The 12,004-nt window shown below is 69.0% G+C and carries 10 protein-coding genes; 3 read left to right on the forward strand and 7 right to left on the reverse strand.

Annotated features, from left to right (window positions below; translation table 11 throughout):
* Position 1 precedes the first annotated feature (1 nt).
* The 4 genes from gatB to A5767_RS19665 all read right to left on the reverse strand — a co-directional run bounded on the left by gatB (position 2) and on the right by A5767_RS19665 (position 4,540).
* Positions 2-1,510 (reverse strand): Asp-tRNA(Asn)/Glu-tRNA(Gln) amidotransferase subunit GatB, encoded by a 1,509-nt coding sequence (gene gatB, locus A5767_RS19650; protein ID WP_064852973.1) that lies wholly within the window; start codon positions 1,508-1,510, stop codon positions 2-4.
* A gap of 42 nt (positions 1,511-1,552) precedes the next feature.
* On the reverse strand, positions 1,553-2,581 hold the full coding sequence (locus tag A5767_RS19655; protein ID WP_024101390.1) for a 6-phosphofructokinase: 1,029 nt from the start codon (positions 2,579-2,581) through the stop codon (positions 1,553-1,555).
* A gap of 103 nt (positions 2,582-2,684) precedes the next feature.
* Positions 2,685-3,362 carry a response regulator gene (locus A5767_RS19660; RefSeq protein ID WP_033097743.1) on the reverse strand — a complete coding sequence of 226 codons (678 nt, stop codon included), beginning with the start codon at positions 3,360-3,362 and terminating at the stop codon, positions 2,685-2,687.
* Between the two features lie 11 nt (positions 3,363-3,373).
* The gene (locus tag A5767_RS19665) at positions 3,374-4,540 is read right to left on the reverse strand and encodes a sensor histidine kinase (RefSeq protein ID WP_428835189.1); all 1,167 of its coding nucleotides are present in this window, start codon (positions 4,538-4,540) and stop codon (positions 3,374-3,376) included.
* A 167-nt stretch (positions 4,541-4,707) separates the two neighbouring features.
* Here A5767_RS19665 and A5767_RS19670 point away from each other — a divergent pair, with 167 nt between their 5' ends.
* Together A5767_RS19670 and A5767_RS19675 are read left to right on the forward strand one after the other, a co-directional pair.
* Positions 4,708-5,319 carry a hypothetical protein gene (locus A5767_RS19670; RefSeq protein ID WP_064852975.1) on the forward strand — a complete coding sequence of 204 codons (612 nt, stop codon included), beginning with the start codon at positions 4,708-4,710 and terminating at the stop codon, positions 5,317-5,319.
* Entirely contained in the window at positions 5,316-6,596 is a 1,281-nt protein-coding gene (locus A5767_RS19675) for an alpha/beta-hydrolase family protein (RefSeq protein WP_064852976.1), read from the forward strand. Before A5767_RS19670 ends, A5767_RS19675 begins: the two co-directional genes overlap by 4 nt.
* Before the next feature lie 84 nt (positions 6,597-6,680).
* Here the strand turns inward: A5767_RS19675 and gatA are convergent, their stop codons facing one another.
* Positions 6,681-8,156, reverse strand: a complete 1,476-nt coding sequence (gene gatA, locus A5767_RS19680) for an Asp-tRNA(Asn)/Glu-tRNA(Gln) amidotransferase subunit GatA (RefSeq protein ID WP_006554548.1) — start codon at positions 8,154-8,156, stop codon at positions 6,681-6,683.
* Positions 8,153-8,452 carry an Asp-tRNA(Asn)/Glu-tRNA(Gln) amidotransferase subunit GatC gene (gatC, locus tag A5767_RS19685; RefSeq protein WP_006554549.1) on the reverse strand — a complete coding sequence of 100 codons (300 nt, stop codon included), beginning with the start codon at positions 8,450-8,452 and terminating at the stop codon, positions 8,153-8,155. Before gatC ends, gatA begins: the two co-directional genes overlap by 4 nt.
* 367 nt (positions 8,453-8,819) lie before the next feature.
* Between gatC and A5767_RS19690 the strand changes: the two genes are divergently transcribed.
* Complete coding sequence (locus A5767_RS19690; RefSeq protein ID WP_064852977.1) at positions 8,820-9,470, forward strand: hypothetical protein; 651 nt, start codon at positions 8,820-8,822, stop codon at positions 9,468-9,470.
* A gap of 36 nt (positions 9,471-9,506) precedes the next feature.
* Here A5767_RS19690 and A5767_RS19695 read toward each other — a convergent pair whose 3' ends face one another.
* On the reverse strand, positions 9,507-11,990 hold the full coding sequence (locus tag A5767_RS19695) for a LuxR C-terminal-related transcriptional regulator (RefSeq protein WP_231913237.1): 2,484 nt from the start codon (positions 11,988-11,990) through the stop codon (positions 9,507-9,509).
* Between the last annotated feature and the right edge of the window lie 14 nt (positions 11,991-12,004).

Genomic DNA, 12,004 nt, shown 5'->3' on the forward strand with positions numbered 1-12,004 from the left:
ATCAACTGCACGCAGCGATGACGAGTTCCTTCACGCGCGCCGGATCGGCCTGTCCGCGAGTGGCCTTCATGACGTCGCCGACGATCTTGCCTGCCGCCTGGACCTTGCCGGAACGGATCTTGTCGGCGATGTCGGGGTTGGCGGCCAGCGCGGCGTCGACCGCGGCCTGCAGCGCCGAATCGTCGCGCACGACCTCGAGACCGCGAGCGGCGACCACCTCGTCGGGCTCGCCCTCACCGGCGAGCACACCGTCGACGACCTGACGGGCCAGCTTGTTCGTCAGCTTGCCGTCGGCCACCAGCGCGATGACGCGGGCGACCTGTTCGGGTGTGATAGGCAGTTCGGCGAGTTCGACACCGCGGGTGTTGGCCTGCTGGGCCAGGTAGGCGACCCACCACGAGCGGGCCTCCGAGGCGGGGGCGCCGGCCTCGGTGGTCGCGATGACGAGGTCGAGCGCTCCGGCGTTGACGAGGTCGCGCATCTCCTCGTCGGAGACACCCCAGTCGGCCTGGATGCGGGCGCGGCGCAGCCACGGCAGCTCGGGCAGCGTCGCGCGCAGCTCTTCGACCCAGGCGGCGTCGGGCGCGATCGGCTCGAGGTCGGGCTCCGGGAAGTAGCGGTAGTCCTCGGCGGTCTCCTTGCGGCGACCGGGCGAGGTGGTGCCGTCGGCCTCCTGGAAGTGCCGGGTCTCCTGGATCACCTCACCACAGGAGACCAGTACGGCCGCCTGGCGCCGCATCTCGTAGCGCACGGCCACCTCGACGGACTTGAGAGAGTTGACGTTCTTCGTCTCGGTGCGGGTACCGAACTCCTTCGCGCCGATGGGCATCAGCGAGATGTTCGCGTCGCACCGCATCGAACCCTGGTCCATGCGGACGTCGGAGACGTCGAGTGCCTCGAGCAGGTCGCGCAGGGCGGTGACGTAGGCGCGGGCGACCTCGGGGGCGCGCTCGCCGGCACCGACGATCGGCTTGGTGACGATCTCGACGAGCGGCACACCGGCGCGGTTGTAGTCGAGCAGCGAGTGGCTCGCACCGTGGATGCGACCGGTGGCGCCACCGACGTGCAGCGACTTGCCGGTGTCCTCCTCCATGTGCGCGCGCTCGATGTCGACCCGCCAGGTGGTGCCGTCATCGAGTACGACATCGAGATATCCGTCGGTGGCGATCGGCTCGTCGTACTGCGAAATCTGGTAGTTCTTCGGCTGATCCGGGTAGAAGTAGTTCTTACGCGCGAAGCGACCCCACGGGGTGATCGAGCAGTTCAGCGCGAGGCCGATGCGGATCGCGGACTCGACCGCGGCCTGGTTGACGACGGGCAGCGCCCCCGGCAGACCGAGGCAGACCGGACACACCTGCGTGTTGGGCTCGGCGCCGAAGGCGGTCGGGCAGCCGCAGAACATCTTGGTAGCGGTGTGCAGCTCGACGTGCACCTCCATGCCCATCACGGGCTCGAACTTCGCGAGCACGTCGTCGTAGGCGAGCAGGTCAGCGGACACGGAGGCAGTCATGGTGTCGATTTTAGACGGCGCCGACAGTGCCGACGCGCCGCCTCACCCGAACAGGATCCGCATCTCCTGATAGCGCTCGTCGGGCACGTACTTCGGTTCGGCGAGCTCGTCGAAATCGACCCGAGCGATGTCGGTGCCGTGCAGCGCGACCATGCGCCCCCAATCCTCCTCGGCGACGAGATCGGTCACCGCCATGCCGAGTCGCGTGGCGAGCACCCGGTCGAATGCCGTGGGGACACCGCCCCGTTGGATGTGACCGAGCACCGTCGCGCGGGCCTCGACGCCGGTGTGCTTCTCGATGAGCGGCGCGAGCACCTCCGCGATACCGCCGAGACGCGGCCGGTCGAATCCGTCGAGCCCCTTGGTGGAGTACGCCTCCTCCATCTCGGGCAGTGTGAAGCCCTCAGCGACGACAACCATCGGCGAACGCCCGCGGTCGCGGACGCTGGTCACCCACTCGCAGATCTGTTCGAGGCTCTCGGGGTGTTCGGGGATGAGGATGGCGTGTGCACCACCGGCAGTACCCGCGTGCAATGCGATCCATCCGGCGTGCCGGCCCATGACCTCGAGCACCATGCACCGCTTGTGGGAGTTGCCGGTGGTGCGGAGACGGTCGATCGCCACCGTCGCGATCTCGACGGCCGTGTCGAAACCGAAGGTGTAGTCGGTGTGGCTGAGGTCGTTGTCGATCGTCTTCGGCACACCGACGATGCGGATCCCTTCACCGAACAGTCGCTTCGAGGCGGCAGCGGTGCCCTCTCCCCCGATGGCGATCACCGCGTCGATCCCGAGGCGGCCGAGGGTCTTCTGGATGTTCTGTGCCCCACCGTCGGGTCCCTGGTACGGACCGAACCGGCTCGTGCCGAGGATCGTGCCACCCTGCTGGGCGAGACCGCGAACACGGCTGCGGTCCAACGGGATCACATCGCCCTCGACGAGACCGCGCCAGCCGTCGAGGAATCCGACGAACTCCTGTCCGTGGACCTCGGTGCCCTTGAGCACCGCACCGCGGATGACCGCGTTGAGCCCGGGGCAGTCCCCGCCACTGGTGAGAATTCCGATCCTCGTCACGCACTACCTCCCGTCGCATGGTTCCGTACCGCACGGACCGATACCGCCCGGACCGCTGCTGCATTGCCATCCTGCCCGTTCACCGGCGCGACGGCAGCCCGATTCAGCCGGGTGTGACGAGACCGGACTCGTAGGCGAGCACCACGGCCTGTGCCCGGTCGCGCAGGTGCAGTTTTGCGAGAACCTTGCCGACGTGGGTCTTCACGGTCTGCTCGGCGACGAACAATCGTTCTGCGATCTCGGTGTTCGACAGGCCGTGTGCGATCAGTTCCAGCACCTCGAGTTCGCGCGGGGTCAGCGGATCGAGGACGCGGTCGCGCCCTCTCGCCGGCCGGCGCCGGCTGGTGACGTCGGCGATGAGGCGACGGGTGACGGTCGGCGCGAGCAGTGCCTGACCATCGGCGACCACCCTCACGGCCCGCACGAGTTCGTCGGCGGGGGCGTCCTTGAGCAGAAACCCGCTTGCTCCCATCCCGAGCGACTCGTAGACGTAGTCGTCGAGATCGAAGGTGGTGAGCATGAGCACCTTCGACCGCGGCTCACGGGTGTCGGCAAGGATGTGCCGCGCCGCGTCGAGACCGTTCATCTCGGGCATGCGCACGTCCATGAGGACGACGTCGGGCCGCAGTCGCGCGACCTCCGAGACAGCCGCTCGACCGTCGGGGGCATCGCCGACGACGCTGATGTCGGGCTGGGCTCCGAGCAGTGCTCCGAAGCCCTGCCGGACCATTGCCTGGTCGTCGGCGATGAACACGGTGATGGGAGGGTGCGGTTCGGTCATCGGCACCCACCTTAGGCCCCGGTCAGCACCGGGAGAACCGCTCGGACCTCGAAACCGCCGCCGGGGCGGGGATGGGCGACGAGTTGCCCGCCCACGACGGACGCACGTTCGACCATGCCGAGGATTCCGTTGCCGCCGCTGCGGTCCGACTGCCGAACGGTGGTGTCGACCTGACCGGGCGAGGCCGGCCCGTTGGTCACCTCCACCGTGACGGTCGCCGGCTCCCACTGCAGTCGTGCGGACACGCGGGCGCCGGGTGCGTGCCGGGCCGCGTTCGCCAGAGACTCTTGCAGGATCCGGTAGACGGTGAGTCCGACACCGTCGGAGACGGGTGCGGGGACGCCGACCGTCTCCGTCTCGAGCGCCATCCCGGCTCGGCGGGAGGACTCGAACAGCTCACCGATGCGGTCGATGTCGGGCTGCGGTTCGTGTTCGGGGAGCTGCCCGTCGCTGCGGAGTACTCCGAGCAGGGTGCGGACCTCGTTCAGCGCCTCCCGTGCGGTCGCACCGAGGGCGTCGAATTCGGCGCGCACGTCGTCGTTCACGTCCGGGAGCCGGTAGGGCGCGCTCTGCGCCTGCACGACGATCATCGACATGTGATGGGCAACGATGTCGTGGAGGTCGCGTGCGATGTGGGCCTTCTCCTCGAGGATGGCGCGCCGTGCACGTTCGAGCTCGCTGGCTTCCTCCTGCTGGGCGAGTTGCCGTCGGGAGATCACCAGCCAGCGCACCAACAGCCCGAACACCACCAGCGCGCTGATCCCGATCCCCCAGCCCCAGCCGTCGCTGCCGGGGACGAAGGCCGCGAAGAGCAGAACCGTCGAGACCCAGACGACGAGGACGATCCGGATCTCCTCGCGGATCGCCACGGCGAACACCAGCGCGAGCATCACCATGATGTGCACTACCTGCCACGGATAGTCGTAGCCGGGGACCAGGTCGAACGCTATCGGGATGACGAGTCCCGCCGCCGCGGCCACCGCCCACCCGAGCGCCGGCCGGACGAGCACGAGGAGGAACGGGAACACCGCCATCCCCGAGATCAGCGGCAACAGGGGTGGGGAGACGTCGTGGGTCAGGGGCAGCGTCGGCCACGCGATCGCATAGAGGATCAACGTCACGGTGACCACGGTGATGACGCTCCACCGTCCCCGGCCCAGGCGTCCCGCGGTTCTCACGCCGGACTTCGCAAGCTCTTTCACCTCACCCACGCTAGGAGCCGGGGTCTCGACTGTCCTCATACCTGGGGGTGAGATCCGCATAGCTCTGCGGGTGGTGTCGGCCTCCTCGAGATCGCTCCGTCGCGGGGTCCGGTGCAGGGCTGCGCGTTCCTAGCGTCACCGGCATGACAGTGAGATCCGCAGCGGTCCGAGTCGCGTCGGTCGCCTTCCTCGCCACCGCAGCATATGGCGCCGTGCCGGGGGCGCTCGCCCACTCCGCCGCGCCCCCGACGGAGGACGCCGCGGCCGCAGCGACGGTGACGGCGCTCGTCGCCGACGACGCGGAGGGAGCACTGTCGTCCCTGCCGGCCGATTTCACCGCCGTGATGGGGTATGCGCCGATCGTCGAACAGTGGGCGGACGGGACGACGGTGCTCGCCGACCCCGAAGGTGACTGCTCCGCCCCGGTGCCGCTGCCGGCGGCGTTCGAATCGGCATGCCGGGTGCACGATCTCGGGTACGACCTCCTGCGGTACGCCCACACCACCGGTGGCGAGCTGGACACCGGTGCCCGCCGCGACCTCGACGGTCTGTTCGCACGGCATCTCGACACCGTCTGCCGTTCCGAACCCGGCACCCCCTCCTGCACGCCGATCGCAGGGATTTCTTCTGCAGCAGTGGAATTCAACTCGTGGCGACAGGGTCACCGGACACCTGTCGCGGAATCGCCGTGGGCCCTGGCCGTCGCTGCGGGCTCGGTCGCTCTGGGCTTCACGGCACGAAAGGTACGGCGATGACGATCCTCACGGTGGTTCTCGCGACGGTGATCTCCCTCGCCCCTCCCCTGCTGCCGCGACAGTCGGTCGTGCAGGGCGTCGTCACAGGGGTGTTCGTCGTGGTCGCGCTGGCCGTTCTCCGTCTCGTCGTGACCGCGAGGCGGCGGACCGGTCGGGCTCCGCGGCCGGCGAGACCGGAACTGCGTGTGCCCGTCGGCCTCGTCGGCGGATCCGTCGTTCTGGTCACGGCCGCCGGTGCGCATCGGTGGCAGAACGGTCTGCGGGAGGCGATGGCGGTCCCGGCGCTGGATGTGCGCTGGTGGCTGGAGGCACTGGCAGTCGCGATCGTGGTCGTCGCGGCGCTGCTCGCCCTTCCGCGCCTCGTGCACCTCCTGTCGCGACGCGGGGTGGCGGTGGCCGTCGCCGCGACGCTGGGAATCGGCGCCACGGTTGGGATCGGCACCACGGCGGCCTTCTCAACCGGAGGGGCGGTCGACACGGTCGCCTCCCCCACCGCGCTCTCGGCGGGATTGTCGGGTGGCGTGGGATCGGCGGTGTTGTGGAACCGGTTGGGTCGAGAGGGGCAGAAGTTCGTGTCCCTGCCCTCCGAGGGGTCACCGATCCGGATCTACATACCGTTGTCGGCCGCGCCGGATCCGTCTGCGCGCGCCGAGTTCGCGGTGGACGAACTCCGCCGGGCGAGAGCCTTCGACCGACCGCATCTCGTGGTGGCCGTGCCGACCGGCTCGGGCTGGGTCGATGCCGCTGCGGTTCGCGGCTTCGAGGACCGGTGGGGCGACGATGTCGCCATCGTCGCCCAGCAGTACTCGGACATGCCGAGCTGGGTGACCTTCGTCCTCGATCGCGGTGCTGCGGAGGAGGAGGCCCGCGCGCTCGTCACCGCCTTGCGGGCGTACCTGTCCACGCTGCCCGACGAGCGACGCCCCGCCCTGCACGTCTACGGGCAGTCTCTGGGAGCGTCCGGCGCGAGCGCCGTCTTCGACGACGAACCGGAGCCGTGTGCACTGTTCCTCGCGGGGCCACCCGCGGGGGTCCGCACCGCCGGTGCGAGTGTCCGGGCGAACACCTCCGACCCGGTGGTGTGGTGGCGGCCGTCGCTGCTGTGGTCGCCGCCCGATCTGTCGCATGCGCGCGCCGATGCCCCGACCCCGCCGTGGCTGCCGGTGGTGTCGTTCGTGAACACAACGGTGGACCTGCTCACCTCGCTCGAGGCGGCACCCGGTCACGGTCATCGCTACGGCGACGATCAGGCGCGGTGCACCTCCGCCGACGGGTAGATCGCGCCCACACGGATCGGCGTCCGGATACACCGCGACCCGCCGGCCGACGAACGGCACGACGGGTCGTGGTGTGGGAAAGGATCAGGCGACGATGGGTCCTCGTGCCGCCTCGAAGGCCGCACCCACGCGGTACAGGCGCTCGTCGGCCAGGGCCGGGGCCATGATCTGCAGACCGACGGGGAGACCGTCGTCCGCCGAGAGGCCGGACGGCACCGACATCGCGCAGTGCCCCGCGAGGTTGGTCGGGAGCGTGCACAGGTCGGACAGGTACATCGCCAGCGGATCGTCGACCTTCTCGCCGAGCTTCCACGGCGTGAACGGGCTCGTGGGCGAGACCAGCACGTCGACCTGCTCGTAGGCCTTGTCGAAGTCCTGCGCGATGAGGCTCCGGACTTTGAGTGCCTGACCGTAGTAGGCCTCGTAGTAGCCGGAGGACAGCGCGTAGGTGCCGATCATGATGCGGCGCTTGACCTCCTTGCCGAAACCGGCGGCGCGGGTCGCGGCCATGACCTGCTCGGCACTCATCGTGCCGTCGTCGACGCGCATGCCGTACCGCATCGCGTCGAAGCGGGCCAGGTTGGAGGAGACCTCCGACGGCAGGATCAGGTAGTACGAGGCGAGCGCGTACTCGAAGTGCGGGCACGAGACCTCGACGACCTCCGCACCGAGCTTCGTGAGCGTCTCGACCGCCGCATCGAACGACGAGAGCACGCCGGGCTGGTAGCTGTCGGAGTGCAACTCCTTGACCACGCCGACCTTCAGGCCCTTCAGGTCGCCGGCCGCACCCTGGCGCGCCGCCTCCACGACGGGACGCACGGGGGCGTTCACCGACGTCGAGTCGCGCGGGTCGTGCCCGGCGATGACCTCGTGCAGCAGCGCCGTGTCGAGGACGGTGCGGCCGCAGGGACCACCCTGGTCGAGCGACGACGCACAGGCGACGAGGCCGTACCGAGAGACCGTGCCGTAGGTGGGCTTGGTGCCGACGGTGGCGGTGACAGCGGCGGGCTGGCGGATCGAGCCACCGGTGTCGGTGCCGATCGCGAGGGGTGCTTGATACGACGCGAGCGCCGCAGCGGAACCGCCACCCGAGCCACCCGGGATACGGCTGGTGTCCCACGGGTTGCGGGTGGGGCCGTAGGCCGAGTTCTCGGTGGACGAACCCATCGCGAACTCGTCCATGTTGGTCTTGCCGAGGATGGGGATCCCGGCCTCGCGCAGCTTCGTGGTGAGCGTCGCGTCGTAGGGCGAGACCCAGCCCTCGAGGATCTTCGAACCGCACGTGGTGGGCATGTCCGTGGTGGTGAACACGTCCTTGAGCGCGAGCGGCACACCGGCGAGCGCCGAGGCCGGTTTCTCGCCCGCGGCGACGGCACGGTCGACCTCGTCCGCGGCGGCGAGCGCCTGCTCGGAGGCGACGTGCAGGAAGGCGTTGTACTCGCCGTCGACCTCGGCGATGCGATCGAGGTGGGCCTGGGTGACCTCCACCGACGACAGTTCGCCGGCATGGATCTTCGACGCCAGGGTCGCGGCGTCGAGGCGTGTCGTATCCGTGCTCATTCGCCCTCTCCCAGGATCTGCGGGACCGAGAAGCGATCCTCCTCGACGGCCGGCGCACCGGAGAGCGCCTGCTCGGGTGTGAGACCGGGGACGACGACGTCGGGTCGCGTCACATTGGTGACGGCGTTCGGGTTCGCCATGGGAGCCACATCGTCCGCGGCCACCTCCGACACCGCCTTGACGTGGTTGAGGATCGAATCCAACTGACCGGCGAACTCGTCGAGTTCGGCATCGGTCAGCGCAAGCCGGGACAACCGGGCGAGATGCGCGACCTCGTCACGGGAGATGGCAGGCACCGTGAATGGCCCCTTTCCGATGGAGAGTGAACGTCCTGTCCAGGGTAATGCGTCCTGGAAGCGACGGCGCACGCGGTTCGGCGACATCACTCGTCGCCCGGTCGGCGTCGCGTCCCGTCCGCCGATGTTGCAAGCTTCGCAACGCTGTGTTGCGTTCGTGTGACATGCACCGTCGCGACCGGGGATTATCGATGGGGTCGGCATAATTTCGGATCTGCGCCGTCCCGGACGCCGGCGCCGAGGTGCAAGGATGTGGTCTGCCAGAGGTCGACACGGGCCCCTGGGCCGGCACTCGGATGCCGGCGCACCATGTGCCGTCGATGTGGCGTTCGTCGACGGCACGAAACCGACTGGGGAAAGGACTCACGTGTCGTACCTCTTGCGTGTCAGGCTCCCCGATCGTCCCGGTAGCCTCGGCTCGCTCGCCCTGGCGCTCGGTTCGGTCGGCGCCGACATCCTGTCGCTCGACGTCGTCGAACGCGGCACGGACTTCGCGATCGACGATCTCGTCGTCGACGTCGAGCCGGGCAAGCTCCCCGACACGCTCCTCACCGCGGCCGAGGCCCTGCCCGGTGTGACGGTCGACTCGATCCGTCCCTACGCCGGAATCCTCGACACCCATCGCGAACTCGAACTGATCGATCACGTCGCCGCCGCCCGCGACGACCGCATCCAGATCCTCGTCGACGGTGCTCCCCGGGTGCTCCGCGTGGGTTGGGCGACCGTGCTCGGAGTCGGCCCGAACGGCATCTTCCGCCTCGCGGGGAGCCCGGGTTCGCCGGAGACCCGCCTCGACGGCGTCCCCTGGATGCCGCTCGCCGAGGCCACCCTGCTCGACCACGACGGTGAGTGGGTGCCGCAGCTCTGGCGCGACATGGACACGATGCTCGCGGCCGCTCCCCTCGGATCGCCCGAACGTGTCCTCGTCCTCGGCCGCCCCGGCGGACCGGAGTTCCGTCCGTCCGAGATCGCACGCATCGGTTACTTCGCGGGCATCGTCGGCACCGTCCTCCGATAGTCCCCGGGGTTCCGGTCGCAGCTTCGGGAAAGGGTCTCAGCCGACGACGAGCCTGTGCGCCTGCGCGATCGCTTCCTCACGCGAATGCACGCCCAGTTTCCGGTAGAGGGAACGCAATTGGGTCTTGACGGTGTTGAGGGTGACGAACTGTTCCTTGGCGATCGTGCTCGCCGTGCCGCCGGCGAGCAACGCGTCGAGGACCGCGCGCTCGCGTGGGGTCAGCCGTACGACGACACGGATCTCGCGGAAGATGCCGTACTCGGCCATCGCCGGGTCGAGATCGATCGGCAGGTCGACCCCGAGCGACAGGATGTCGCGCACGGCCGAGGGCGGGACTCCGACGAACGGCCGTGTCACCCCGGCATGTTCCGCCAGCACCACGGCCCGCTGGAGATGCCGTCGCGCATCGGTGCGGCGACCGAGTCTCAGAGACGCCACCGATCCGATCAGGGCGAGTTCCGCACCGACGGCCGGACAGTGCTCACGGGCGGCATCCCCACGATGCACGATCACCTCCGCGCCTCCGGGATCGCCGCCGAGCAGACGCAATCGCGCACGGGCCGGAGCCGTGAGGGGGTGCGTCGAGCTGTCGACCAGCTCGCGCGCCGCGCGGGCCTCGCCGAGCGCGAGGTACAGGTCGGCACGCGCGGCATCGACCAACACCGCGGAGATACCGGTGAGGCGATGGGAGAAGTGCTGAAGTTCCGAATCGATGTACAGCAGGCCGTCGGCAGGCACACCGCTCAGCAGCGCCAGTCGCCCCCGCGCGTACATGACGGCCGCCCACAACTCTTCCGTGTGGCGGGGAGTGCCGAGTTCGGAGAGCGCGCGGAAGGCCGTGCCGGTGTCGAGCCTGTCGAGGGCCACGAGCGCGGTGGCGACCAGGCCCGCCGTACGGATGAGGGCCTCGGCCTCTCCCATGATCGGCGGATGCCGGAGCTCCTCCTCGATCCACCGGGTCGCCTCGTGGGTCCGGCCCCGGAGGGCTTCGAGGAGCGCGAGTTTGCCCGCGGCCTCTCGCTCGACGAACACACCGCGACCCGCCGTGTGGGCACGGCGCAGCATCGTTCCGGCATCGGTGGTGCGTCCGCCGAGGAGGTAGACGGTGCCGAAGTTGAGGTATTTCAGTCCGTGGGCGTGCCGGGTCGTGTCGTCCAGCGTCTCGAAATTCGGCACGGGTTCGGTGGCCAGGCCGTCGCACACTTCCATCGCCTCGTCGTAGGCACCCTGCATCCGGAGACTTCCGAGGCGAAGGATCGTTTCGAAGGATCGAGGGAAGGCCCACTGTTCCGGCTCTCCCGCCTTGTTCCGGGCACGGGTGATCGTCCGCAGCGACGCGACGGTGCGATCGTTGGTCGTCATGTCGTCGGGGAGCAGCTCGAGCAGCACGATCCCCAGGGAGCGGAGCGATCCGCTTCCGTACAGCGCCACCCAGTTCTTCTCGACGATGTCGATCGCGCATCGCCAGTCGCGCCGCTCCACGGCATGTTCGAGGGCGATGTCCGGACGCGAGCGCTGCAACCAGTAGTCGATGAGAGCCGACCGCGCATCCCACAGCTCCTTCGGGTATTCGGCGCTGCCCACCCGCAGGAGTGATCTGTGGACGACCTCGGGATAGCGCCAGGCGGTCTCGCCGTCCGTGGAGTCCTCGTCCGTCGAGCAGGCCTCGATCAGTCCCGACTCGGTCAGCGAGGTGAGGAAGGCGTCGCTGTCGTCGATGTGCGGTAGAGCCGAAATCGACAACTCCGTCACCGTGTTGGGTGCGGCGGAGACGAGGACCGAGCGGGAGGACAGTGCCAGTGAGGGATCCGCGGCCACGACATGCATGACGACGAGATCGACGGTCGAGTCGACCAGGACGTCGAGGGCGTCGGTGCCGTAGACCCGATCCGGCTTCTCGGCACGCAGCGTCGCACACACCGCCGCGACGAATGCGGCGAATCCTTCGGTGCGGCGGGTGATCCACTCGATGGTGCGTTGGTCCCGCGCAAGTCCGAAGAGCCGGCACAGTGCAGCGGTCTCGTCCACGGTGAACGCCAGGTCGTCGTCGCCGACGATCGTCCTGTGCGGGTGTCCGTCGACAAGTTCGGCCCACGAGCCTGCGGCCCTGCTGGTGACCACCATCCGCACCTGCGGCCCGAGCCGCAGCAACTGCCCGACCCGGTCTTCGATCGCTTCGACCGACCGGACACCGTCGAGCACGAACATCACGGGCCAGGGGTGCCGGACCAGTATCGAACACAACGAGTCGAAGGAGCCTTCCGCCGCAACGGGTTCGTCGACTCCGAGGGAGGTACACAGCGACGATGCCACCGTCGCCCAGTAGGTCTCGGGTGTGACGTCGTGCGCGGGTTCGGGAATCACCACCGGCGCCCACTCGGGACACGGGTCGGTCGCCAGCCACGTGTCGACGAGGGTCGTCTTGCCGGAGAAGGGGCCACCGAGGATCACGGCGAGTTCGGAATGCGCGGACAGAACGGAGAACAATCGGCGACGGGACAAAGGCAGTGTTCTCGGCACGTCCACTATCCCTT

The organism is Rhodococcus sp. 852002-51564_SCH6189132-a (genome assembly GCF_001665495.1).
Classification (GTDB): domain Bacteria; phylum Actinomycetota; class Actinomycetes; order Mycobacteriales; family Mycobacteriaceae; genus Rhodococcus; species Rhodococcus pyridinivorans.